We start from the raw sequence: 26,957 nt of genomic DNA, 5'->3' as shown, positions 1-26,957 counted from the left end.
GAGAAGAGACCAGATGACAAGTCCCCGATTGGCCCTGATGTTCCCGGGACAGGGGAGTCAGCGCCCGGGAATGGGACTGCCCTGGGTGCGCCGCCCGGGGTGGGCGGTCGTGGAACAGACCTCGGAGGCGGCAGGCCGCGACATCGCCACCCTGCTCCTCGACGCCGACGCGGCGACGCTGCGGCGTACCGACAACGCGCAGCTCGCCACGTTCGCCCTCGCGCTGGTGGCGCTCACGGAACTGCGTACCGCATACCCGCTGGCCACGTTCCCCGGCGCTTGCGCCGGACACAGCCTGGGCGAGTACACCGCGCTCGTGGCCGCCGGAATCCTCGACACGGAGGACGCCGTACGCCTGATCGTGGCGCGCGGCGAGGCCATGCACGCCGCCTGCGTCCAGTCACCGGGAGCCATGGCCGCCGTGCTCGGCCTCGATGCCGGACGCCTGGAGGAACTGGCCGTCGGGCTCCGCGCCTCGGGCGCCCGCGTCTGGGTCGCCAACGTCAACTCGCCGCAGCAGACCGTGATCGCCGGAGAGGAGCAGGGCCTGGAGCGCTGCGCCGAGGCGGCGGAACGGGCGGGTGCGGCAAAGGTGGTGCGGCTGCCGGTCGGCGGGGCCTTCCACACCCCGCTGATGATCCCGGCGGCCGAACGCTTCGAGGAGGCGCTCGCCTCGGTCCGCTTCATGCCCGGACGTACCCCGGTCGTCTCCAATGTGGATGCCACGGCCCACCGGGGCGGCCCGGAGTGGGCGTCGTTGCTGCGCCGGCAGATCACCGCCCCGGTCCGCTGGTCGGACAGCCTCCGGACGCTCACCGCGGACCTGGCCTGTGATCATCTGCTGGAGATCGGCCCGGGCAAGACGCTGACCGGACTGGCCAAGGCGACGGTCCCTGCGGTGACGCGTACGACGTTCTCGGACCCGCTGACGGAGATGGCCGCCGCGGCCTGACAGGGGCAGCACGCACACAAGAACGGACCTGGCCGCCCCCGCGTCTTCGCGGGGGCGGCCAGGTGCTTCACACTCCGGGAGGGTGCGGCGCGTCAGGACTCGTGTTTGCGCAGGTGCGCGAGGACGGCGAGGACCCGCCGGTGTCCGGTGTCGGCGGGCGGCAGATCCAGCTTGTTGAAGATGTTGCGGATGTGCTTGCTGACCGCCGTTTCGGTGATGAAGCACAGCTCCGCGATCGTCCCGTTGCTGTGGCCCTCCGCCATCAGCCCCAGCACTTCCTTCTCCCGGGCGGTGAGGGTCCGCAGCGGGTCGTTCGCCTTGCGCCGTACCAGCAACTGCGCGATGACCTCCGGGTCCATCGCCGTCCCGCCGTCGGCCACCCGGCGCAGCGCGTCCATGAAGTCCTCGACCTTCCCGACGCGCTCCTTCAGGAGGTAACCGATGGCCCCGCTGCCGTCGGACAGCAGCTCCGAGGCGTAACTGTCCTCGACGTACGACGAGATGACGAGGATCGGCAGGTTCTCGTACAGCCTGCGTGCCTCGACCGCCGCGCGCAGCCCCTCGTGCCGGAAAGTGGGGGGCAGCCGGACGTCCATCACCGCCACGTCGGGGCGTACGTCACTGATGGCCGCGAGGAAGTCGTCCGCGTTGTCGACCGCGGCGAGCACCTCGATGCCCTCGGTCTCCAGCAGGAGTACGAGTCCCTGGCGCAGGAGGGCATCGTCCTCGACGATTACGACTCGCATGGCAGCTCCGTGGTGATCGTGGTCGGTCCGCCGACCGGGCTGGACAGGTGGACGCGCCCGTCGAACGCTTCGGCGCGACGCCGGATCCCCATGAGCCCCGTGCCCGCGCCCTCCTCCGCACCGCCCTTGCCGTCGTCGCTGATCTCGATCAGCAGCGAGCCGTTCTCGGTGCGCAGGCGTACGTGGACCTCGTTGGCGGAGCTGTGCTTCGCCGCGTTGGTCAGGGATTCCGCGATGACGAAGTACGCCGCCGCCTCGACCGCTGCGGGGGCCCGCCGGATGTCGTCGACCTGCACGGTGCACGGGATGGGGCAGCGGGCGGCCAGGGCGGACACCGCGCCGTCCAGGCCGCGGTCGTCCAGGATGGGCGGATAGATGCTGCGTACGACCTCACGCAGTTCGGAGATCGAGCTGGTCGCCGAGTCCCTGGCCTGCCGGATCAGCTCCAGGGCACGGGTGGGGTCGCTGTGCATGGAGCGTTCCGCGATGCCCAGCTGCATCACCACGGCGACCATCCGCGCCTGCGTACCGTCGTGCAAGTCCCGCTCGATGCGCCGCAGTTCCGCGCCGTGCGCCTCCAGTGCGGCGGCTCTCGTCGCGGTCAGTTCGACCACGCGCTGAGCCAGCCGTGGCGAGGAGAGGGGGGACAGCAGCACCTTCGTCAGCCGGGCCTGCAGCCGGGCGAACCACGGCACCGCCGCCACGATGACGGCGGTGACCGCGAGCGTCAGGACGATCGTGGTGATCGCCAGCGGCGCCGAGTCGACCGTGTAGAAGAACGACGAGCTGTAGGGCTCGCCGCCGTCCGTGAACAGCCACTTGACCGACAGCACCACCGACCACAGGGTGCTCCACGGATGCCCCGCCGTCAGCATCAGGGTGATGGGCGCGGCGAAGCCGTGAGCGGGAAGCCACGCTAGGGTGCGCCGGAATCCCGGGCTGGTGAAGTTCAGCCGGAACCGGTACATCCGCCCGCCGTCGGTGACCGGGTCGAACGCCCCCTGGACCGGCTCACCGAGGAGGGCGCCGGCCCGCTCGCGTTCGTGCGCGGTGAGCCGCTTGGTCCAGTCGGCCAGCGGCTTCCACGCCGCCAGGCCCAGCTTGGGCACGGTCGCGATGCACACCAGGAGCCAGGCAAGACCGGTCAGCAGGGACGCGATGCCGGTGGCGCCGCCGATGAACAGATACCGGTACCCGTCGAACAGCTTCCTGAGCCACGGGTACCGGTCGTCTTCCGGGGCGACGTTGGGCGTGCTCATGTCGGCCCCAGCCTTCCCGCCCGGCGCGAGGTTATTCATCGTCATTCACCCGTGTACACCGCTTCGATCGGGCGGGTACGCAGTGCAGAACGGGTGGGGATGCTGATGGACAGCCACCCCAGGACCGCGGTGAAGGCGGCGATGCCGACCCAGTGCAGCGTGGTGAGCGCGGGCACGGGCTGGCCCGTCATCGCCAGGCTGCTGCCGATCGTGGGCGGAATGGCGATGATGGCGCCCACGACGATCGCAGTGACCACCACGACCCAGGACTCCATGAACATCATCCGCCGGGTCTGCCGCTTGCTCGTTCCGATCAGCCGCAGCATGGCGAACTCCCTGCTGCGCGCCGTCGTCGCCATCACCAGCGTGTTCACGACGGCGATCAGCACGTACAGGAGCAGCAGCGCGTTGGCAATCAGGTTCGTCCACGACTGCTTGGCGAACTGGCCCTGCTGTACGGCGGCGAAGTCGGACGGGCTCTGCACCTGGAGCGTCGGTGTCTCCTTGGCCAGCTTGTCCAGGGCCGACTGCACCTGTGCCCGCGCACCCGGGTTCTTGGCGGTCACCAGGAGCGCGGTGTCGAGCTGGTTGGTGGTGTGCCGGGACAGGACGTCGTGGGGCAGTGTGACGTCGCCGAAGCCCAGGCCGTTTCCGTAGATCGCCACCACCGTGAACTTCTTCAGCGTCCCGTCACCCAGGTTGATCTCCGTACTGTCGCCGACGCCGAGGCCCGCCGTACCGGCGGCCATCCAGCTGAGTGCCACCGTGTCGCCGCGCAGCTCGTTCAGGCTGCCTTCCTGTACGTCCAGATCGAGCGTCCGGCCGAGATCCAACGCGTCGACGCCCTGCGCGGCGAAGGGTGCGGCCGCGGGCTTGTCGACCTCGATGTGGTTGATCAGCACCTGCGAGCGCACCACCGGAGTGGCCGTCCCGACCTCGGGCACTTCGCGCACCGAAGCGGTGAGCTGCGGGGAGAGCCCCGTCGCATCGCTGGTCAGCACGTAGTCCGAGACAACCCCGGTCGCCGCCTGCTGCTTCGCGGTGGCCTCGACCGTGGACAGGGTGGACAGCTGCATCAGCGCCATGGCGGCGCCGAGGGCCAGCGGGACGACCGCGCTGCTGAGCCGGCGCGAGTTCGCGTTGGTGTTGGCGGCGGCCAGGTAGCCGCTCACCCGCGACCATCTGAGGACCGGGCTCATGACGGCCGTGGCGAGCTGCACCAGCTTCGGCCCGAGCAGCGCCATGCCGACCATCAGGATCAGCAGCGAACCGGCGGCGCCCGCGATCGCCAGCTGACCGGGGATGGTCATCGGCGTCACGATGGCCGCGCAGAGGCCGAGAAGGATCAGGCCCCGGCCGATGTTCATCCGTACGCGGCCGAGCGCCGGAGGCTCGACCTGGGACTCGCTCAGTGCCTCCACCGGCTTGATCCTGGCCGTGCGGTACGCCGCGATGAATCCGGCCAGACGCGCACCGAGCACGCACAGAATCACCGAAGCGATGGCCGGATACGGCTTGAGCGACAGCTCGAAGTCCGGAGGCAGCACACCGATCTTGGCGAACGCGTCGCGCAGCTCGCCCGCCACCAGAAAACCGGGCGCGGCACCGAGAACGGCGCCGACCGTGGCGACCAGCAGGATCTCGCTGCCGATGAGGGAGTGGATCTGCCGCGGGGTGGCCGCGATGGCGCGGAGCATCGCGAGCTCGCGCCGGCGCTGGTGGATCGCGAGGCCCAGCGTGGACGACACCACGAAGATCACGACGGCGAGCGCGGTACCGCCGAAGGACGCGGAAAGGCCGATGAGGAAGCCGCGCGACTGCCCCATGTCGAGGAACTCCACGTCACCGATCTGCGTACCGGTGTAGACGGCGACCTCGGTGCCGTCCTTGGCGCCGGACAGCGCCTCGTCGATACGCCCGGCCAGGTCACCGGCGCTCGTGCCGGGCTCCCCGATGACGCCGATCGTCGTGAGCCGGTCGGGACGCTGGGAGAGCTCCGCGGCCCGCTGGTCGGTGAAGAAAGCGGCCGACTGCCGGTCCAGGCCCGACGGCGGGGGCGAGGCGATGCCGACGACCTTGTACGAGGCGGGAGTTGTGCCGGTAGCGATGCGCGCCGTGTCTCCGAGCCCGAGACCTGACCGGCGGGCCAACTCGCCGTCCAGTACGGCCTCTTGGGCGCTGCGCGGCTCACGCCCCTCGGCCAGCCGGAACGGCGCCAGCGGAGCCGACGACCACCCGTGCCCGTACAGCGGATTGTCCAGGGCGACCGTACGGCCCTTGGTGTCCGCGATGCTCATTTCGACCGAGCGGTCGGCGACCACCGTCTTGACGCCCGGGACCTTGGCGACCGTGCCGGTCAGGCCGGCGGGCAGGGTGACCCGCTCCGCGTAGTGCGGGTCGAAGTTCTCCCGCACGTCCTTGGACTGCTTGCCGCCGACCATCACGGTCGCGGCCGCGTAACGCTCGGGCGATACGCCGGACTCCAGCCCGGACACGAACAGGACACCGCAGGCCGTGACGACCGCGGATCCGCAGAACAGCGCGATGAACGCTGCGATGAAACCGCCCTTGCGGTTCTTGATGGTGCTCCACGCGATGTCGAACATGGCTCACCTCACCAGTTACCGAGGTGCGTCATACGGTCGGCCACCTGCTCGGGCGTCGGCTGGTCGAGCCGGCCCGCCAGCTCACCGTCCGCCAGGAACACCACCGAGTCCGCGTACGACGCGGCTACCGGGTCGTGGGTCACCATCAGCACGGTCTGGCCCGTCTCGTCGACGATCTGCCGGAACAGCTTCAGGACTTCCTGGCTGGTACGGGTGTCCAGGGCGCCGGTCGGTTCGTCGGCCAGCAGCGCGTCGGGGCGGGTCACCAGCGCGCGGGCGATGGCCACCCGCTGCTGCTGGCCGCCGGACAGCTGGTTCGGGCGGCGGTTGACGTGCTCGCTCATCCCCACGCGTTCGAGGACCTCCCGCAACCACGCCTTGTCGACAGGGGTGTTGGCAAGCCGGGGCACCAGTGTCACGTTCTGCTCGACGGTCAGCGCCGACATGAGGTTGTACGCCTGGAAAACATAGCCGATCCGTTCGCGGCGAACCGCGGTCAGCGGGGCTTCCTTGAGGCCGGACAGTTCGGTGTCACCGAGGAAGACCTGGCCTGACGTCGGGCGGTCGAGACCCGCGATGCAGTGCAGGAACGTGCTCTTGCCGGAGCCCGACGGCCCCATGACAGCGGTGAAAGTACCGCGCGGCACGCTGATGGAGACGCCTCTCAGAGCGGTGACGGCGTTGTCGCCCTTGCCGTACGTCTTGGTCACCGACTCCAACCGCATAGCAGGCGACACCGTGCCGGTGGTGGCCGCGGACCGGTCCCATACCGATGTCATTCTTCTTGCCCCTTCCCGTCGTTAGCGGAACCACAGTATGGGAAGCATCGGCGTACGGCGAACCCCCTGTGTGCCGCATTCAAGGTATGGCTGGCTATACCTTCGTTCACCAGGCGATTTAATCTGGGGCTTTAGTTCGTTGTGGGTGTCAACGGGTGCTGGATAGCCTTGCAGTTCGATCGTCCTGGTCGTCGGTTCAGTGGCCGTATTGGATCGGGCGGGTTCATAGACTTGGGTGGACTTGATGACGGAATCCGTTTCCTTTCACGGAGAACTGCCCGCACCGGGTGATGTGGCCGGTCTGTTGCAGAAGCTCGCGCGCGAATACCTGATTCCCGGGGTGCAGTTCGCTGTGTACGACCGGGGCGAGGTGACGTCGTACACGCACGGCGAAGAGGTCCACGGGTCGGGGACGCGGGTCGGACCGTCCACGCTCTTCCCGCTCGGTTCCGTGACGAAGTTCGTCACCGCGACGCTGCTGATGCAGCTCGTCAGCGACGGTGACGTGGACCTCGACGCGCCCGTCGGCCCGTTGCTGCCGGAGCTGGCGGGCACGCCGTCGAGCCCGCTGTACACGGCGACGGTGCGCGGCCTGCTGAGCCACACCGCCGGTCTGCCCGACATGCCCGACGTCGAGGGTGACCTGCCCCTGCGTGAGTGCGTGGCCGCGTCGGCGGGCGCCCGGCCGCTGTGCGAGCCCGGCCAGGTCTTCTCGTACTCAAACCTGGGTTACGTCCTTGCGGGCCGGGTGCTGGAGGCCGTCACCCTCATGACGTGGTGGGAAGCGGCGCGCTCGTTCGTACTGAATCCGCTCGGGGTCGAGCCGGGATTCCTCGGCAGTGCCGCGCCCGGCCTCGCGGTCGCCGGCCAGCACGCGGTGCACCTGCCGACGGCCACCGTGCATGTCGTCGAAGAGCCGGGGCTGCCGCGTGCGCTGGTTCCGGCGGGGGCGCTGATGACCAGCGCGTCCGATCTGCTGCGCATCGCGGCGCTGCATGTGGGGACGGGCGGGCACGGCGTACTGGAGCGGGAGCAGCTGGAGGAGATGCGCCGCCCGGTGAAGGGCTCGCACGCCTTCGGCCTGGCCGACGGCTGGGGACTCGGGCTTGCCGCCTATGCGGACGGCGCCGGCCGGATGTGGCTGGGGCACGAGGGCAACACGGGTGGCGCGACGTGCGCGATGCGCATGGACCCCGAGCGCGGCATTGCCATGGTGCTGATGACGAACGCCACCTCGGGCCGCCAGATGGGAAACCAGTTCTTCGAGGAACTTTCCTCGCTCGGCTGGGACGTGGGCCGCAATCAGGAGCCGGACCTGGGAAAGCCGCTTTCGGGGGAAGAGCTGCGGATTGCCGCCGACGAGGTGTGCGGGGTGTATCGCGCGGGTCCGGACACCGTCACCGTGCGCTGGGCGGCCGATGCAGGTGTGCTGATGGAACGGGCCCAATTGGTTCCGGTTCGTCTGGAACTCTATTCCGACCTCGCCTTCCGCTTGAAGAGCCTTTCCGCACCGGAAGGCGGATATGGCAGTGACGAATCCAAGGACCTTTACTGCTTCGTCCGCGATTCCGGGTCGGGCCGGGTCGGCGGTATGTATTTGAGTGGGGGGCGTTTGCAGGTGAGGGAGGGTATCGGCCTGCTGGGCTGATGCATTTCGGCGGGTTCTCTTTCCGTCCTCTCGGTGATCTTGATGGGTTCGAATTCTCAGTATGGGGGAGTGAATTAGGTGTCTGGGATGTATGAGGCTGCTGTCGTGGCGTACTGGGAAGAGATCCTGTCCGGGTACGAGAGCGAGGGGACGGCGCCGTCGGGCCGGGGGGCCGGGCGCGAGCTGAGTTGCGATGTGCCGGCGTTTGCCGAGGTTGCGGAGCGGGCGCGGGTTTCGTTCGAGGCCGCGGTCACCGGGGTGTGGTCGCTGGCGCTTTCGCACGCGCGCGGGCGGCGCGATGTGCTGGTCGGCGTGACCGGTGGCGATGGGGCGCGGCGTCCGGTGCGGGCGCTGCTGCTTCCCGGCGAGCCGGTGGGCGCGTGGCTGCGGGGACTTGAGGAGCAGATGGCCGCCTCCGGGGCTCGGGAGGCGCTGACCGTTGAGGCGCTGCGGGAGCTGGCGGGGGTGCCTGCGGACGCGGCGCTGTTCGACGGGGAGATTTCCTTTGCGGCGGTTGACGGAGCGCGGCGTACTGCGCGGCTTACTGCTTTTGCTGACGAGTTCGACGAAGCGCTGACGGCGGAGATGGGCCGGCTGGCGGAGGCGGTGGCGGCCGATGTGGAACTGCCGTTGGCCGGTTTGCCGTCCCTGTCCGACGCCGAGCGAGCCCTGATTCTGGACGAGTGGGCTTTTGCCGAGCGCGGCTTCGGTGGTGTGACGCTGCCGGGGGTATTTGCCGAGCAGGTGGCGCGGGCACCGGAGGCGGTGGCTCTGGTCTGCGGCGAAGAGAGCCTCACGTACGGGGAGTTGGACGTACGGGCGAACCGGCTGGCCCATGTGCTGCGAGACCGTGGCGTCGGTCTCGGCGTCCCTGTGGGGGTGTGCCTGCCGCGCGGTGTTGAGCCGATCGTTGCGCTGCTGGCGGTCCTGAAGTCGGGTGGCGTGGCGGTACCGCTGGACCCCGCGTACCCGGCAGAACGGCTGGAATTCATGGTCGCCGACTCGGGCCTGGCCGTGGTGCTGGCTGAGGCTTCGACCGTTTCGGCGCTGCCCGACACCCATGTGCTGCTCGTGGACGAGGCGTCCGAGGAGATGTCCGGCCGGCCGGAGTCCGCCCCCGCGCTGGAGGTGCCGCTGCTGCCGCAGAGCGCGGCGTACATCTTCTACACCTCGGGTTCGACGGGCCGTCCGAAGGGGACGGTGCTGCCGCACGAGGGCTTCCTGCGCGTGGCGCGCGACCCCAGCTTCGCTCTCACCTCTGCCGATGTGGTCTCGCAGTTGAGCACGCTGTCGTTCGATGCGGGTGCGCTGGAGATGTGGAGTGCGCTGCTCAATGGCGGCACGCTGGCGATTTCGCCGGAGCGGATGCTGTCGGTGGAGGAGCTGGGTGCGTTGTTGCGTACCCATGGTGTGACGGCGCTGTGGCTGACGGCCGGGCTGTTCCACGAGGTCGTCGACGCCGACGTACGGCTGCTTTCCGGGCTGCGCATGGTGATGTCGGGCGGTGATGCTCTGTCACCGAAGCATTGCCAGAAGGTACTTGAGGAAGCACCCGGTGTGCGTTTGGTCAATGCCTATGGGCCGACGGAAGTATCGATTACCGCTTCCACGCACGTACTGAATGGCTCCCCTGCCGAAGAAAATCCGGTACGTCTCGGCGGGCCCGCGCCGGACACCGGGGTGATGGTCCTGGACGCGTGGCTGCGGCCCGTTCCCGTGGGTACTCCGGGAGAGCTCTATGTCGCGGGTATCGGCCTGGCTCATGGCTATGCGGGGCGTTCCGGGCTTACGGCGGGGCGTTTTGTGGCGTGCCCGTTCGGTGGCGCCGGGGAGCGGATGTATCGCACCGGCGATGTGGTGCGCTGGCTTCCGGACGGTGTACTGGACTTTGTCGGCCGTGCGGACAACCAGGTCAAGGTGCGTGGTTTCCGTATTGAGTTGGGCGAGGTCGAGGCGGTCCTGACGGGCCACCCGGCGGTCGCGCAGGCGGTGGCGGTGGTACGGGCGGACCAGCGCGGTGTGAAGCAGCTGGTTGCGTACGTCGTGGCGGAGGCGGATACGGACGCGGCGGAGCTGCGGGCGTTTGTGGCGGCGGGGCTGCCGGAGTACATGGTTCCGGCGGTGTGTGTGGTGCTGGATTCTCTTCCGTTGACGGCGAACGGGAAGGTGGATCGTAAGGCGCTTCCGGAGCCGGATCTTTCGGTTCTGGGGGAGGAGTATGTCGCTCCGCGTACTGCGCGGGAGCAGGCCATTGCCGACGTCTTCGCCGAGGTTCTGGGTGCGGACCGGATCGGCGTGCACGACGGCTTCTTCCGCCTGGGTGGTGACTCGATCCTGGCCATTCAGGCGGTGTCCCGGCTGCGCCGGACGGGCCTGGAGATCCCGGTACGGACCCTCTTCGACCACCCCACCGTCGAGAGTCTCGCAGCTGCCGAGCTGGGCAGTGCGGCCGTCGAGGCGCCGCTGGTGCCGGTGGCCCGGGGCGAGGTGCTGCCCCTGTCGTACGCCCAGCAGCGCGTGTGGTTCGCGGCCCAGATCGACCCGAGCGGTACGGAGTACAACACCGGTGGCGGCGTGTGGCTGCGCGGCTCGTTGCAGGTCCAGGCGCTGCGGGATGCCCTGGACGCACTGGTGGCGCGGCACGAGTCGCTGCGTACGACCTTCGACACCGTCGACGGCCAGGGCGTACAGATCATCCACCCGGCCACCCCGGTGGATCTCCCAGTGACCGACTGCCCGTCCGGCGACGTCGCCCGGACGGTGCGTGCGCACCAGGGTGAGGCTTTCGACCTGAGCATCGGTCCGCTGATGCGGCCCCTCCTCCTGCGGGTCTCCGACGAGGAACACCTGCTCGTCCTGTCGATGCACCACATCGTCACCGACGGCTGGTCCATGGGCGTACTCCTAGGTGAGCTGGGAGAGCTGTACGAGGGGAGAAAGCTCGCCGATCTGCCGGTCCAGTACGCGGATTACGCGGTCTGGCAGCGGGAGACGATGACGCCCCAGGCCCTCTCGGAGGGACTGGGGTACTGGCACGACCAGCTGGCCGGAGCCCCGGCTCTCGAACTGCCCACCGACCGTCCCCGCCCCGCCGTACGCACCTCCGCCGGCGGCACACGGCGGTTCGAGATCCCGGCAGCCGTGCAGTCGCGTTTCGCGGAGATGTGCGAGGCGCAGGGCGTGACGCTGTTCATGGGCCTGGTGGCCGCCGTACAGCTGGTGCTGTCCCGCTACAGCGGCCAGAAGGACGTGGTGGTCGGCACCGCAGACTCCGGTCGCGGGCGGCTGGAACTGGAGAGCCAGGTCGGTTTCTTCGTCAATACGCTGGCGCTGCGGACCCGCATCGACGAGAGCGTGACCGGGGCCGAGCTGCTCGCCTCGGTGCGCGAGACCGTGCTGGACGCCTTCGCGCACGCCCAGGTGCCGTTCGACCAGGTCGTCGACGCGGTCGTCACCGAGCGGGACCCCAGCCGCAGCCCGCTGGTGCAGGCCATGACGGTGCTGCAGAGCATGCCGGGCGGCATCAGCGACCGGGGCGGCCTCCAGTGGCGCGAGTACCCGCTGGACGTCGAGTCGGCCCAGTTCGATCTGCTGGTGGCCTTCGAAGAGGGCCACGGTGAACTCGCCGGAATGATCAACTACAACTCGGACCTGTTCGACCCGGACACGATGGACCGCCTCGCGAGCCATCTCGTCGTCGTGCTCGCGGAGTTGGCCGAAGCCGCCGAGCGGCCCCTCACCGCCGTCCCGATGCTGACGGCCGACGACCGCGAGCGCGTCCTGTGGGCGTGGAACGACACCGGCGAGGACCTGCCGGAGCTGACCATGGCGGGGCTGTTCGAGGCGCAGGCCGAGCGCCGCCCCGACATGCCGGCCGTGGCCAGTGGCGACGTCACGCTGACGTACGCCGAACTGGACGCGCGAGCCGAGCAGCTGGCGCACCGCCTGACGCTGCACGGCGTCGGCACGGACGTCGTGGTGGGGGTCTGCCTGCCTCGCGGCGTCGAGTGGCTGACATCCCTGCTGGCGGTGGCGAAGGCGGGCGGCGTGTACGTGCCGCTGGACCCGCAGTACCCGTCGGAGCGCCTGAACTTCATGGTCGCCGACGCCGGAATGGCTCTGGTCCTGACCGACGCGGCTTCCGTGGAGCGCATCCCGGGCGGGGACGTACCCCTGATGAGGGTCGACGCTGATGCGGCACAGCCCGGGGCGGACGACCCCGTACGGCCCGTACGGCGCGACCGCACCCAGTCGTTGGACGCCGGTGCGTACGTGATCTACACCTCCGGATCGACCGGCCGCCCCAAGGGCGTCATGGTCTCCCACCGGGGCATCGTCAGCATGGCCGCCGCGCACCAGCGTGCCCTCGGCCTCACGGCAGGCTCCCGGATGCTGCAGGGCGTGTCGCCCAACTTCGACGTGGCGATGGCCGACGTGATGGTCTCCTGGTACGCCGGTGCCACCCTGGTGCTGCCCGAGCCCGGCCCGCTCGCGGGCGAGGCGCTGGGACACGTCCTGCACGAGCAGCGGATCACGCACCTGGAGATTCCGCCGGCCGCCCTGATGACGATGCCGGACATGGAACTCCCCGACCTCCAAGGCCTGTTGAGCGGCGGCGAAGCGATGACCGCCGAGTTCATCTCCCGCTGGGCGCCCGGCCGTCGGCTGCGTAACGTCTACGGGCCGACCGAGACGACCGTGACGGTGACCGCGAGCGACCCGGTGACGGACCCGGACGTCGAGAGCATGCCCATCGGCAAGCCCGTCGTGAACGCCAGGGTGTACGTGCTGGACGCGTGGCTGCGCCCGGTCCCGGAGGGGGTCGCGGGCGAGCTCTATGTCACGGGTTCCGGTGTGGCCCGTGGCTATGTGAACCGGGCGGGACTTACGGCCGAGCGGTTCGTGGCCTCGCCGTTCGGTGACGCCGGGGAGCGGATGTACCGCACCGGCGATGTGGTGCGGTGGCTGGCCGACGGCCAGCTGGAGTTCGTGGGGCGCGCGGACAACCAGGTGAAGGTCCGTGGCTTCCGTATCGAGGTCGGGGAGATCGAGTCCGCTCTGGCGGCTCACCCGGACGTCACGCAGGCAGTGGTTTCGGTGCGCGAGGTGCGTCCCGGGGTGAAGCGGCTGGTGGGTTATGTCGTGGGGTCGGGTGTGGATCACGCCGGGTTGCGCGAGTTCGTGTGCAAGTCTCTGCCGGACTACATGATTCCGGCGGCCTTCGTGGTGCTGGGCACTCTGCCGCTGACCGCGAACGGCAAGGTCGACCGGCGGGCGCTGCCCGAGCCGGACCTGTCCCAGCGCGACGGCGGCTTTGTGGCGCCGAGGACGCGGGTCGAGCGGCTGGTGGCCGACGCCTGGGGTGCGGCGCTGGGCGTGGACCGGGTCGGCGTGCACGACAACTTCTTCGAGCTGGGCGGCGACTCGATCCTGAGCATTCAGGTCGTGTCGCGGCTGCGGCGTGCGGGGTTGGTGGTGTCGCCGCAGGACGTGCTGGTGCGGCAGACGGTGGCGGGTGTGGCTGCTGTCGCGCGCGACGCGGAGGTCGGTGCTGGTGCGTCTGTGGGCGTGGTGGAGGGGCCTGTGGTCCTTTCGCCGGTGCAGGAGTGGTTCGTACGGACGCACCCGGTCGCGCCTGACCACTTCGGCATGTCGATGTGTGTCGAGATGGCGCCGGATGTGGACGTGGACGCACTGGCGGCGGCGGTGTCGGCGGTGGTTCGGCATCACGAGGGTCTGTGGGTGCGGTTCGAGCGGGGCGTAGAGGGGTGGGCGCAGTTTGCCGGTGTGGCGGGTGATGTGGTCGTCGAGCGAGTGACGGGCGACTTTGATCCTGTGGTGCAGGAGGGGTTCCGTCTGGAGGGCGGGCCGCTGGTGCGGTGTGTGATCTCCGAGGCCGGGACCGGCGGCCGAGTGCGGCTGCTGTTGGCCGTCCATCACATGGTGGTGGACGGGGTGTCCTGGCGGATCTTGCTCGAAGATCTTGCCGTCGCTTATCGGCAGTTGAGGGCCGGCAGGCAGGTGACTCTCGACCCGGTCTCGATGTCGTTTCCGGCGTGGACGGCCAAGCTGGCGGAGTACGTGCAGCAGGGCGGATTCGCCGATCAGGCCGCGTACTGGGCCTCGGTCGTCGAGAACGCCGAGCCGCTGTGCGAGGTGGAGGCCGACCTGAACACCGTGGGCTCCGCCGACGTGGTGTCCGTGGCCCTGTCCCGCGAGGACACGGAAGCCCTGCTCCAGCGTGTCCCGGGCGTGTTCCGGACCCAGGTGAACGACGTACTGCTGGCCGTCCTCGGCAGGGTTCTGGGGGAGAAGTCGGGCCATGAGCGGGTGTGGGTCGATGTCGAGGGGCACGGCCGCGAAGAGGCCGTACTGGGCGCGGACGTGTCCCGGACGGTCGGCTGGTTCACCTCCATCTATCCCGTGGCGCTCGAATCGAGCGGCAGCTGGCGCCGGTTGATCCGCTCGACGAAGGAAGTCCTGCGCGGGATTCCGGACCGGGGCATCGGCTTCGGTGCGCTGCGCTACCTGGGCGGCGCCGATCTGGCCGATCCCGCGCAGGTCAGCTTCAACTACCTCGGCCGCTACGACGCCGACGGCTACCCGGACGTATTCGCCGGAATGCTGCCCGTGGCCGGGGATCACGGCCCCGCCGAGGAGCGCCCGTACGTCTGGGACGTGGTCAGCCGCGTCCAGGACGGCCGCCTGCACGTGGACGTGCACTACTCGACCGCTGTGCACGCCGCCGAGGAAGCCCAGCAGCTCGCCGAGCGGTACCGGGACCTCCTGCGGGAGGCGGTGGCGTACTGCCTGACGCCTGGTGTGGGCGGCCGTAGTCCCTCCGACTTCTCGCTGGTCGACTGGGACCAGGAGACGGTCGACCGTGTGGTCGGCAGGGGCGAGGAGATCGCGGATGTGTATCCGCTGTCGCCGATGCAGCAGGGGATGTTGTTCCACTCGCTGGAGGACCCGGAGGGTGGGGCGTATGTGGAGCAGATGTCGTTCGTGCTGGAAGGCGCGGACGACATGGAGCGGCTGGCGGACGCCTGGCGTGAGGCGATCAACGCCTCGGACGCCCTGCGCGTTTCGATCGTCTGGGAGCAGGTCGACGAGCCCGTCGCCCTGGTGCACCAGCGCGTCGAAGTTCCGCTGACGTGCGAGGACTGGTCCACGTTCACCGACGCGCAGCGCGCCGAGCGTCTGGAAGAGCGCCGGCGGGCGGACACCGTGGGTGTACGGCTCGACACCGCGCCTCTCCTGCGCGTGTCCCTGGCCGACCTGGGCGGCGGCCGAATACAGGTCGTATGGACCTTCCACCACCTCCTCATGGACGGCTGGAGCACGCCGCAGCTGCTTGAGGACGTCTTCACCCGGTACGCCGGTGGACGGCCGGAGGTACGCCGCCCCTACCGCGACTACCTGGAATGGCTGGCCTCCCAGGACACCGAAGCGGGCCTGGACTACTGGCGTACCGCACTCGCCGGCTTCGACACCCCGCTCGCCCTCCCCACCGACCACCTGCCCGCGCACGACCACCAGCGCTGGGCGACCCGGCACCTCGAAGTGGACCTTCCGGGGTCACTGTCCACCGACGTGGGCGAGTTCGCGCGACGCCACCGGCTGACGGTGAACGCGGTGATCCAGGGTGCGTGGGCGCTGCTGCTGTCCGCGTACTCGGGGCAGACCGACGTCGTGTTCGGCGCGACGACCTCGGGCCGCCCGGCGGACCTGCCGGAGGCGGAGTCGGTACTGGGCCTGTTCATCAACACGGTTCCGGTCAGGACCCGTCTCGACCCGTCCACGCCCGTCGTGCAGTGGCTCCAGAACCTCCAGTCCGAGCAGTGGGAATCCCGCCCGCACGAGTACCTGTCACTCACCCGGATCAACTCGGTCAGTGAAGTCCCCTACGGCACCGGCCTGTTCGAGAGTCTTCTGGTCTTCGAGAACTACCCCGTCGACGACGAGATGGGCACGCGCCACGGGCTGAGCGTCAAGGACACGTACGGCGAGGGCGGCAGCAACTACCCGCTGTCCCTCACCGCGTACACCGGTGGGCGGCTGGTGGGAGACACCGACCCCGGAGTGTCACTGCGGATGTCGTACGACCCGGTGCTGTTCGAGGACAGCACCGCGCGGAGCATCGGGGGCCGGTTGGGGGAACTGCTCCAGTGGATGCTCAGAGCAGAGCTTCTTGCGCAGATCCCGCTTCTCGCCGACGACGAGCAGATGCGGATCACGCAGGAGTGGAACGACACCGACCAGGTCTGCCCGCCCCGCCTGCTGCCCGACCTGTTCGCCGAGCAGGCCGCCAGGACCCCGGACGGGATCGCGGTCGTCTCCGAGGGCGAGTCCCTGACGTACCGCGAACTCGACGAGCGCGCCAATCAGTTCGCGCACCTGTTGAAACAGCGCGGTGTCGCGCCCGACGTCGTGGTGGCCGTGAGCCTGCCGCGCTCGGTCGAACTCGTCGTCAGCCTGCTCGCCGTCGTCAAGGCGGGCGGCGCGTACGTTCCGGTCGACCCGGAGTACCCGGCCGACCGCATCACCTACATGCTCACCGACTCAGGAGCCGCCCTGCTGATCGCCGCCGACGAGTCGGCGTACGCGACGTACACGGACATCGAGGTGATCCCGGCCAGTGCCGGCAACGGGACCGAGTCGCAGCCCGTGTCCGCCCCGCGCATCGACACCCGGGTCGACCACGCGGCGTACATGATCTACACCTCCGGCTCGACCGGCCGCCCCAAGGGCGTGCTCGTCTCGCACGCGGCGATCTCGAACCGGCTGCTCTGGATGCAGTCCGAGTACCCGCTGACGCCCGAGGACCGGGTGCTCCAGAAGACCTCGTCGAGCTTCGACGTCGCCGTATGGGAGTTCTTCGGTCCTCTCGTCGCGGGCGCCGGGCTCGTCCTGCCCCGCCCGGACGGGCACCGCGACCCGCAGTACCTGGCCGAGACGATCCGCGAGTACGGCGTCACGACCGTGCACTTCGTCCCCTCCATGCTGCGCGCGCTGGTCGCCGAACCGGCGACGCGTGACTGCGTCGGGCTGCGGACCGTCTTCAGCGGCGGCGAAATGCTGCAGGGCGCCCTGCGCGACCAGATCGCGGAGGTGCTGCCCCAGGCCACGCTGTCCAACCTGTACGGCCCGGCGGAAGCTGCCGTCGACGTCACGTCCTTCCACGCCGAGCCGGACACCGCCACCGTGCCGATCGGCCGGCCGGTGTGGAACACCCGGCTGTACGTGCTGGACGCGTGGCTGCGCCCGGTGCCGGTGGGTGTCGCGGGCGAGCTGTACGTCACCGGTGTGCAGCTCGCGCGGGGATACGCGGGGCGCCAGGACCTGACGGCGGCGCGGTTCGTGGCCTCGCCGTTCGGGGGCGCCGGGGAGCGGATGTACCGCACCGGGGACGTGGTGCGGTGGCTGCCGGGCGGCGTGCTGGAGTTCGCCGGACGCGCCGACGACCAGGTGAAGGTCCGCGGCTTCCGTATCGAGCTCGGCGAGGTCGAGGCGGCGCTCGCGAGTCATCCCGCGGTCGAGCAGGCGGTGGTCGTCGTACGGGAGGACCAGCCGGGCGTGAAGCGGCTGGTCGGCTATGTCGTGGGTACGGGTGTGGACCAGGCTGGGCTGCGCGAGTTCGTGGGCGAGTCGCTGCCGGAGTACATGGTTCCGGCGATGTGCGTGGTGCTCGACAGCCTGCCGGTGACGTCGAACGGCAAGGTCGACCGGCGTGCACTGCCCGAGCCGGACATGGCCGCCCTGCTGAAGGACTACGTCGCGCCGCGCAATGAGGCCGAGCGGCTGGTGGCCGAGGTGTGGAGTGATGTCCTCGGCGTGGAGCGTGTGGGCCTGTCCGACAACTTCTTTGAGCTGGGCGGCGACTCGATCCTGAGCATTCAGGTCGTGTCGCGGCTGCGGCGTGCGGGGTTGGTGGTGTCGCCGCAGGACGTGCTGGTGCGGCAGACGGTGGCGGGTGTGGCTGCTGTCGCGCGCGACGCGGAGGTCGGTGCTGGTGCGTCTGTGGGCGTGGTGGAGGGGCCTGTGGTCCTTTCGCCGGTGCAGGAGTGGTTCGTACGGACGCATCCGGTGGCTCCGGATCACTTCGGTATGTCGATGTGTGTCGAGATGGCGCCGGATGTGGACGTGGACGTGCTCGCGGCTGCGGTGTCGGCGGTGGTTCGGCATCACGAGGGTCTGTGGGTGCGGTTCGAGCGGGGCGCGGAGGGGTGGGCGCAGTTTGCCGGTGTGGCGGGTGATGTGGTTGTCGAGCGGGTGACGGGCGACTTTGATCCTGTGGTGCAGGAGGGGTTCCGTCTGGAGGGCGGGCCGCTGGTGCGGTGTGTGATCTCCGAGGCCGGGACCGGCGGCCGAGTGCGGCTGCTGTTGGCGGTGCACCACATGGTGGTGGACGGGGTGTCCTGGCGGATCCTGCTCGAAGACCTTGCCGTCGCTTACCGGCAGTTGAGGGCCGGCAGGCAGGTGACTCTCGACCCGGTCTCGATGTCGTTCCCGGCGTGGACGGCCAAGCTGGCGGAGTACGTGCAGCAGGGCGGATTCGCCGATCAGGCCGCGTACTGGGCCTCGGTCGTCGAGAACGCCGAGCCGCTGTGCGAAGTGGGCGCAGGGCAGAACACCGTGGGATCGGCGGATCTCGTGTCCGTCGTGCTGCCCCGCGAGGACACCGAAGCTCTGCTCCAGCAGGTGCCCGGCGTGTTCCGGACCCAGGTCAATGACGTGCTTCTCGCCGTACTGGGCCGTGTCCTGGGTGAGTGGTCCGGCCGCGACCGGGTGTGGGTCGACGTCGAGGGGCACGGCCGCGAAGAGGCCGTGCTGGACGCGGACGTGTCCCGGACGGTCGGCTGGTTCACCTCCATCTACCCCGTGGTGGTGGAATCGGGCGGCTCCGACTGGGGCGAGCTGATTCGCGCCACGAAGGAAGTCCTGCGCGGGATTCCGGACCGGGGCATCGGCTTCGGTGCGCTGCGCTACCTGGGCGGCGCCGATCTGGCCGATCCCGCGCAGGTCAGCTTCAACTACCTCGGCCGGTACGACGCGGACGGCGCCCCTGACGTATTCGCCGGAATGCTCCCCGTGGAGAACGACCGCAGCCCGGAAGAAGACCGGCCCCACGTCCTGGACGTCCTGAGCCGGGTGGTGGACGGTCGGCTGGAGATCCAGTGGCAGTACTCGAAGGAGCTGCACGACACCGAGGAAGTACGAGGCCTTGCCGAGCGGTACCGGGACGCCCTGCGGGAAGCGGTGGCGTACTGCCTGACACCTGGTGTGGGCGGCCGTACTCCCTCCGACTTCCCGCTGGTCGACTGGGACCGGGCGACGGTCGACCGGGTCGTCGGCACGGGTGAGGGCATTGCGGACGTGTATCCGCTGTCGCCGATGCAGCAGGGCATGCTCTTCCACTCCCTGGAGGACCCGGGGGCATACGTGGAGCAGATGTCGTTCGTGCTGGAAGGCGCGGACGACACGGAGCGGCTGGCCAAGGCCTGGCGCGAAGCCATCAACGCCTCGGACGCCCTGAGCGTATCCGTCGTCTGGGAGCAGGTCGACGAGCCCGTCGCCCTCGTGCACCAGCGCGTCGACGTCCCCGTCTCCCGCGAGGACTGGACCGCGCTCACCGACGCGCAGCGCGCCGAGCGCCTCGAAGCCCGCCGGCACGAAGACCGGGCCGGCATCCGGCTCGATACGGCGCCCCTCCTGCGGCTGTCCCTGGCCGGCCTGGGCGGCGGCCGGATACAGGTCGTATGGACCTTCCACCACCTCCTCATGGATGGCTGGAGCACGCCCAGGCTGCTGGAGGACGTCTTCACCCGTTACGCGGGCGGAGCGCCGGAGATACGTCGCCCCTACCGCGACTACCTCGAATGGCTGGCCTCCCGGGACAACGAGGCCGGACTCGCGTACTGGCGCTCCGCACTAGCCGGCTTCGACACGCCCGTAGCCCTCCCCACGACCCCCTCCGCGACCCGGCAGACCTGGGCACCGCAGGACATCGAGGTGCCGCTCGACCCCGAAGTGTCCGCGCGCATCGGGGAGTTCGCGCGGCGGAACAGGCTGACGGTGAACGCGGTGATCCAGGGCGCGTGGGCGCTGCTGCTGTCCGCGTACTCGGGGCAGACCGACGTCGTGTTCGGCGCGACGACCTCGGGCCGCCCGGCGGACCTGCCGGAAGCCGAGGCGGTGCTGGGCCTGTTCATAAACACCGTCCCCGTACGCTCCCGCCTCCGGCCGTCGGCCCCCGTCGTGCAGTGGCTCCAGCAGCTCCAGTCCGAGCAGTGGGAATCCCGCCCGCACGAATACCTGTCACTCACCCAGATCAACCAGGTCACCGAAGTGCCGTCCGGCACCGCCCTGTTCGAGAGCCTCCTCGTCTTCGAGAACTACCCCGTCGACGACGACCTCGCCGCTCGCCACGGGCTCTCCATCACCGACACCCAGGGCGCTCTCGCGACCAACTACCCGCTCACCCTGAGCGCGTACACGGGACGCCAGTTGGTTGCCCTGGGCGGCACGGCGGCAGACATCGCGCTGCGGCTCACGTACAGCCCCGAGCTCTTCACCCGTACGACGATCGAGCGGCTCGGCGCATACCTGGCCACCACCCTGGCCGCGATGGCCGACGCCCCGGAGCGTCCACTGTCGCAGCTGCCTCGGCTCTCGGAATCCGAGCTCGCGCAGGTCACGGGCGAGTGGTCCGAGGGGGTCGCAGCGCCTGCCGGCGTGTCCGTCACGGAGCTGTTCGCGGCGCGCGTCGCCGAGCAGCCCGACGCGCTCGCCGTGGTCTGTGGCGAGGAGGCGCTCTCGTACGCCGAGCTCGGCGCCCGGGTCGATTCGCTCGCCCGCGTGCTGACGGCAAGCGGTGTCGGAGTGGAGTCGCGGGTCGGCGTGTGTCTGCCCCGGTCGGTTGACCTGGTCGTGGCCGTGCTGGCGGTGCTGAAGGCCGGTGGCGCCTATGTGCCGCTGGACCCGGAGTACCCGTCGGACCGGCTGGAGTTCATGGTCGCGGACTCGGGCATCGAAGTCGTGCTGACGCACGGTTCGCTGTCCGGGCGCGTGCCGTACGCCGACGGTGTGCGGCAGCTGCTGCTGGACGAGATGCCGGTGCAGGCCGACGCGCCCGCCGGCCCGTCCTTCCCGCAGCCCTCCCCGGAGGCGGCGGCGTACGTCATCTACACGTCCGGGTCGACGGGACGGCCGAAGGGCGTCGTGGTCTCGCGCGGGGCGATGGCCTCACTGGTGCAGTGGGCCGTGTCGCTGGGCGAGGAGAAGTTCTCCCGGGTGTGGTTCTCCACGTCGCTGAACTTCGACGTGTCGGTCTTCGAGTTGTTCGGTGCGCTGGCGGCGGGCGGCACCCTCGACATCGCGCGGGACGTCCTGGAGCTGGCTGAGCGTACGCAGGGCTGGTCCGGCAGTCTCATCTCTGCGGTGCCTTCCGCGCTGGGCGCGGTCCTCGCGGAGGACGGTCTCGGAGTCTCGGCCGGGCATGTGGTGCTGGCCGGTGAGGCGTTCCCGACCGCGCTGTACGACCGCATCGGCGAGGTCATGCCGGACGCGGTCGTGGCGAACATCTACGGTCCGACCGAGGCGACCGTGTACGCGACAGGCTGGTTCTCCGACCAGGAGCAGCCGCCCGCCGCGGGCTCGGTGCCGATCGGGCGTCCGGTCGCGGGCAAGGCGCTGCGCGTGCTCGACGCGTGGCTGCGGCCCGTTCCAGCGGGTGTGTGGGGCGAGCTGTACATCGGCGGCCAGGGCGTGGCCCGCGGCTACCACAACCGGCCCGGGCTCACGTCCGAGCGGTTCGTCGCCGACCCGTTCACCCCTGGTCAGCGGCTCTACCGCAGCGGAGACGTCGTACGTTGGCGGCCCGACGGCGTACTGGAGTACGCGGGTCGCAGCGACGACCAGGTCAAGATCCGGGGATTCCGGATCGAACTCGCCGAGATCGAAGCCGCGTTGACGCGCTGTGCGGGCGTGGCACAGGCGGCGGTGGTCGCGCGCGAGGACCAGCCCGGGGTGAAGCGGCTCGCCGCCTACATCGTCCCGGCCGCCGGAGCCTCCCCGGCGGTGGACGCGGTCCGCTCGGAGATCGCCGAGGTGCTGCCGGAGTACATGGTGCCCGCGACCATGACGGTGCTCGACGCGCTGCCGCTCAACGCGAACGGCAAGCTGGACCGGCGGGTGCTTCCGGCCCCGGACCTGTCGGGCCTGAGCGAGACGTACGTCGCTCCACGCACCCCGCAGGAGCAGATGATCGCCGACGCGTTCGGCGCGGTGCTCGGCCTGGAACGCATCGGCGTACACGACAACTTCTTCCAGCTGGGCGGCGACTCGATCGTCAGCATCCAGATCGTGTCCCGGCTGCGCCGGGCAGGTCTTGAGGTGTCCGTGCGGGAGATCTTCGACCACCCGACCGTCGCCGGCCTGAGCCCGCGGGTGGTCGGCGGAGGCGGAAGCAGCGGAGACAGCGGAGACAGCGGAGACAGCGGGGGCAGCGTCGAGGGCATTCCGCTCGCACCGCGCGAAGCCGCCATGCCGCTCTCCTCCGCCCAGCGGCGCATGTGGTTCGCCGCCGAGCACGCGCCGGAGAGCACCGAGTACAACTCGGGCCGTGTGGTTTGGCTGCGTGGCGCGCTGCGGACCGACGCGCTCCGCAGCGCGCTGGACGCGCTGGTGGCCCGGCACGAGTCGCTGCGTACCACCTTCGACACGGTCGACGGCCAGGGCGTACAGGTCATCCACCCGCCCGCCCTGGTCGACCTGCCGGTGGTCGACTGCGACCCCGCCGGTCTGGACGACGCCGTGCACACCCTCCTCATGGACGTGTACGACCTGCGCACCGGCCCGCTGCTGCGGCCGACCCTGCTCCGGGTGGCTCCCGACGCGCACGTCCTCGTGCTGGCGATGCACCACATCATCACCGACGGCTGGTCGCTCGGCGTGATCCAGCGCGAGCTGAGCGCGCTGTATGAGGGTGAGGCGCTGGCCGGACTCCCCGTCCAGTACGCCGACTACGCGGCATGGCAACGCGACCGGCTGACGCCCGAAGTACTGGAGAGCGGACTCGGCTACTGGCGCGAACAGCTGGCGGGCGCCCCCGTCCTGGAGCTGCCCACCGACCGCCCGCGTCCCGCCGAGCGGACCACGGCCGGTGCCAGCGAGCATGTGGTGATCCCGGCCGACGTGCTGGAGCGGCTGGCCGACATGTGCCGGGCGCAGGGCGCCACGCTGTTCATGGGGCTCACGGCAGCGGTGCAGCTGCTGCTGTCGCGCTACAGCGGACAGTCCGACGTCGTTGTCGCCACCGTCACCTCGGGCCGTGAGCGCGAGGAGCTGGAGGACGTCGTCGGGTTCTTCGTCAACACGCTGGCGCTGCGCACCCGGATCGACGAGGCCTCCACCGGAGCCGAGCTGCTGGGCGCGGTGCGGGGCACCGTCCTCGACGCCTTCGCCCACGCGGACGTGCCCTTCGACCGGGTCGTGGACGCGGTCGTCACCGAGCGCGACCCGAGCCGCAGCCCGCTCGTCCAGGCAGCGGTCAGCTACGAGAACCTCTCGGGCGCCCCGGAGACGGCGCGGGCCGGTCTGCGCTGGCAGGACTACGCCATGCGGTCCACGACGGCGCAGTTCGACCTCACGATGGACTTCGGTGAGGTCGAGGGCGAAATGCGCGGCTACATCGTCTACAACACCGACCTGTTCGACGCGAGCACCATCCGTCGGATGGCCGGCCACCTGCTGATCGTGCTGGAGGCCCTCGCCGACGGCGCCGAGCGGCCGCTGTCGCAGATGCCGCGGCTTTCGGCGCCGGAGCGCGACCGGGTGCTGGGCGAGTGGGCCGAGGGTGACGCCGGGCCCGCCGGTGCGGTGCTCACCGAGGTGTTCGCCGAGCAGGTGGCGCGCGCCCCGGAGTCCGTCGCGCTGGCGTGCGGCGACGACCGTCTGACGTACGCCGGTCTGGACGTACGGGCGAACCGCCTCGCGCACACCCTGCGGGACCACGGTGTGGGTCCGGAGGTACGGGTCGGGGTGTGTCTGCCGCGCGGTGTCGAGCCGATCGTGGTGCTGCTCGCGGTGTTCAAGGCAGGTGGTGTGTATGTGCCGCTCGACCCCGAATACCCGGCCGAGCGCCTGTCGTTCATGGCGGCCGACTCGGGCATCGAGCTGCTGCTCACCACGGCCTCGGCCGTGGATGCCGTGCCGGACGCCGGCGTGCCGGTCGTCCTCATCGAGGATCTCGCGAGCGAGGCAGACGCCACCTCCGGCCGTCAGGACCCGCCCGCGGTGTCACTCGTGCCCCAGAACGCGGCGTACGTCTTCTACACCTCGGGGTCCACGGGCCGCCCGAAGGGCATCGTCGTGCCGCACGCCGGTGTGCTGCGGGTGGCGAGGGACGCGCGGCTCGCCTTCACCTCGGACGATGTGATCAGCCAGACCGCCACGCTGTCGTTCGACGCCAGCGCCCTGGAGATCTGGAGCGCCTTCGCCAACGGGGCCACACTCGCGGTGTCCACCGCGCGCGTGCTGTCCGTGGAGGAGATGGGCGCGCTGGTACGGGCCCACGGCGTGACCGTGCTGTGGGTGACGACCGGCCTGTTCCACGAGGTGGTCGACGCCGATGTGCGGATGCTCTCGGGCCTGCGCATGGTGATGACCGGCGGTGACGTGCTGTCGCCCCGGCACTTCCAGAAGGTGGTGGAGCAGGCCCCTGACGTGCAGTTGGTTGCGGCGTACGGTCCGACGGAGACCAGCATCTTCGCGACGGTGCACCTCGTCGAGGGCGACACCGTGGGGCCGACCATGCCGATCGGCCGTCCCATCGGGCGGACCCGCGCCTATGTGCTCGACTCCTGGCTGCGCCCGGTGCCGGTGGGCGTCGCTGGCGAGCTGTATCTCGCCGGTGAGGGCGTGACCCGAGGCTATGCGGGACACCCCGGCCTGACCGCGAGCCGGTACGTGGCCTGCCCCTTCACGGGGGAGCGGATGTACCGCTCGGGCGACGTGGTCCGATGGCTGCCCGACGGGCAGCTGGACTTCGTGGGCCGTGCGGACAACCAGGTCAAGATCCGCGGCTTCCGCATCGAGCTGGGCGAGATCGAGATCGCCCTGGCGAGCCATCCGGACGTCGCGCAGGCCGTGGTCGCCGTACGGGAAATACGCCCCGGGGTGAAGCGGCTGGTCGCCTACGCGGCCGGCACCGGTGTCGACCAGGCCGGTCTGCGGGAGTACGTCCGCGCGTCGCTGCCGGACTACATGATGCCGACCGCCTTCGTGGTGCTGGACGCTCTCCCGCTGAACGCGAACGGGAAGGTGGACCGCAAGGCACTGCCCGAACCGGACATGGAGGCGGCGACCGGCCAGGAGTACGCGGCACCGGGCACGCAGCGCGAGCGGGCGCTCGCCGAGGTGTGGGCCGAGGTGCTGGGCCTGGAGCAGGTCGGCGTGCACGACAACTTCTTCGAGCTGGGCGGGGATTCGATCCTCAGCATCCAGGTGGTGTCACGGGCCAGGGAGGCAGGCCTTCGGATATCTCCGAAGAACCTGTTCAAAGCCCCGACCATCGCCGGGCTGGCCGAACTGGTCACCGAGGAGGAGTCCGAGACCGAGGTGCAGCAGCCGGTGACGGGCGACGTACCGCTCACGCCGATCCAGCGCTGGTTCTTCGACAGCTTCACCGCGCCCGAGAACCTCATCATGGCGACGTTCGTCGAACTGGGCTTCGCGGACGTCGACCGGACGGCACTCGAAGCGGCGGTCGCGGCACTTCTGCGCCGGCACGACGCCCTGCGGATGCGGTACGTACCGGAGGAGGGCGGCTGGCGGCAGTACGTCAGGGGCGAGGAGTCCCTTGACGTGCTCACCTGGCACGACCTGTCGGGTGCGACGGACCGCGAAGCCGTGGTCGCGCGGGCCGTGGCCGAGGCGCAGACGGGGCTCAGTCCGGTGGACGGGCCGATGATCAAGGTCGTCCTGTTCGAGTCCGACGACCGGGCGCCTCAACTCTTCGTAGCCATCCACCACTTGGTTGTCGACGGCGTGTCCTGGCGCATCCTGCTCTCCGACCTCGCGACCGCCTACGAACAGGCGCGGCGCGGCAGGGCCGTCGACCTCGGCGCCAAGACGACGTCCTTCCAGTCCTGGTCCCGGGCGCTGGCCGCCCACACGGAAGCCGGCGCGCTGGACGAGGAGATCGCGTACTGGAACGAGGTCGCGTCGGGCGCCCCGGCGGAAGGGTCCGCCCTGCCCGTCGACCTCGACGGCGCCAACCTGGACCGCTTCCGTGCGGTCGCCAGTGCCGAACTCGACGAAGCCGCCACCAAGTTGCTCCTCCAGGAGGTACCCGGCCGCTACCGGACACAGATCAACGACGTACTGCTCTCCGCTCTCGGCCGGACGCTCACCGACTGGTCCGGACAGCCCGAAGTCCTGGTGAATCTGGAAGGCCACGGCCGGGAGGAAATCATCGACGGAGTCGACGTGTCACGCACGGTCGGCTGGTTCACCACGCAGTTCCCGGTGCGGCTCGCGGCTCCGACCACGTGGGAATGGCGCCCGCAGATCAATACGGTGAAGCGACAGCTGCGGGCCGTCCCGCAGCGCGGTATCGGATACGGCCTTTTGCGCTACGTCAAGGGTGCGATCGCGGAAGGGCCCGAACCGCAGGTCAGCTTCAACTACCTGGGCCAGTACGACGCGGCGGACAGCACCCAGGGCTTCTACGGCCCGCCGGTCCCGTACACCGCGCCGGCGGCCCCGGCCACCGAGGAGCGTCACCACCTGCTGGACATCGTGGCGATCGTCTCCTCGGGCAGGCTCGTGGTCCAGTTCATGTACGCGACGGACACGTACCGCCCCGAGACGGTCACCGCGCTCGCCGAGGACTTCGTCTCCGCACTGAGCGAGATCATCGACGGAAGCTGAGCCGGAATGAGGTTCGCCTTTTCACCTGGCGATT

General features: G+C 70.0%; 7 protein-coding genes. 3 read left to right on the top strand and 4 right to left on the bottom strand.

Annotation, left to right across the window (positions count from 1 at the left end):
* Nucleotides 1-13: 13 nt before the first annotated feature.
* Entirely contained in the window at nt 14-952 is a 939-nt protein-coding gene (locus PXH83_RS09060; protein ID WP_274558644.1) for an ACP S-malonyltransferase, read from the top strand.
* 92 nt (nt 953-1,044) lie between these two features.
* On the opposite strand, the gene PXH83_RS09055 is transcribed toward PXH83_RS09060, so the two are convergent.
* From PXH83_RS09055 to PXH83_RS09040, 4 genes are read right to left on the bottom strand one after another with little or no spacing between them, the layout of a single operon-like run.
* The gene (locus PXH83_RS09055; protein ID WP_214928261.1) at nt 1,045-1,698 is read right to left on the bottom strand and encodes a response regulator; all 654 of its coding nucleotides are present in this window, start codon (nt 1,696-1,698) and stop codon (nt 1,045-1,047) included.
* Nucleotides 1,686-2,957: a sensor histidine kinase gene (locus PXH83_RS09050; RefSeq protein ID WP_274558641.1), complete on the bottom strand. Its 1,272-nt coding sequence runs from the start codon at nt 2,955-2,957 to the stop codon at nt 1,686-1,688. The genes PXH83_RS09055 and PXH83_RS09050 overlap by 13 nt, the downstream gene beginning before the upstream one ends.
* Before the next feature lie 41 nt (nt 2,958-2,998).
* Nucleotides 2,999-5,563, bottom strand: coding sequence for an FtsX-like permease family protein (locus PXH83_RS09045; protein ID WP_274558639.1), 2,565 nt, complete (start codon nt 5,561-5,563; stop codon nt 2,999-3,001).
* An 8-nt stretch (nt 5,564-5,571) separates the two neighbouring features.
* Nucleotides 5,572-6,342: an ABC transporter ATP-binding protein gene (locus PXH83_RS09040; RefSeq protein ID WP_214928264.1), complete on the bottom strand. Its 771-nt coding sequence runs from the start codon at nt 6,340-6,342 to the stop codon at nt 5,572-5,574.
* A gap of 244 nt (nt 6,343-6,586) precedes the next feature.
* Here PXH83_RS09040 and PXH83_RS09035 point away from each other — a divergent pair, with 244 nt between their 5' ends.
* Entirely contained in the window at nt 6,587-7,990 is a 1,404-nt protein-coding gene (locus PXH83_RS09035) for a serine hydrolase domain-containing protein (protein WP_274558636.1), read from the top strand.
* An 87-nt stretch (nt 7,991-8,077) separates the two neighbouring features.
* Entirely contained in the window at nt 8,078-26,923 is an 18,846-nt protein-coding gene (locus PXH83_RS09030) for a non-ribosomal peptide synthase/polyketide synthase (protein ID WP_274562737.1), read from the top strand.
* Nucleotides 26,924-26,957: the final 34 nt, after the last annotated feature.

The sequence above is a fragment of the Streptomyces spiramyceticus genome, from assembly GCF_028807635.1.
In the GTDB taxonomy this organism is placed as follows: Bacteria; Actinomycetota; Actinomycetes; order Streptomycetales; family Streptomycetaceae; genus Streptomyces; species Streptomyces spiramyceticus.
Note: the sequence above shows the minus strand (reverse complement) of the source record. Positions and strands in the feature narration are given on the sequence as shown.

Coding starts and splice junctions, on each gene's coding strand:
- PXH83_RS09035 (WP_274558636.1), top strand. CDS start 6,587: ATGACGGAATCCGTTTCCTTTCACGGAGAACTGCCCGCACCGGGTGAT.
- PXH83_RS09045 (WP_274558639.1), bottom strand. CDS start 5,563: ATGTTCGACATCGCGTGGAGCACCATCAAGAACCGCAAGGGCGGTTTC.
- PXH83_RS09040 (WP_214928264.1), bottom strand. CDS start 6,342: ATGACATCGGTATGGGACCGGTCCGCGGCCACCACCGGCACGGTGTCG.
- PXH83_RS09060 (WP_274558644.1), top strand. CDS start 14: ATGACAAGTCCCCGATTGGCCCTGATGTTCCCGGGACAGGGGAGTCAG.
- PXH83_RS09050 (WP_274558641.1), bottom strand. CDS start 2,957: ATGAGCACGCCCAACGTCGCCCCGGAAGACGACCGGTACCCGTGGCTC.
- PXH83_RS09055 (WP_214928261.1), bottom strand. CDS start 1,698: ATGCGAGTCGTAATCGTCGAGGACGATGCCCTCCTGCGCCAGGGACTC.
- PXH83_RS09030 (WP_274562737.1), top strand. CDS start 8,078: ATGTATGAGGCTGCTGTCGTGGCGTACTGGGAAGAGATCCTGTCCGGG.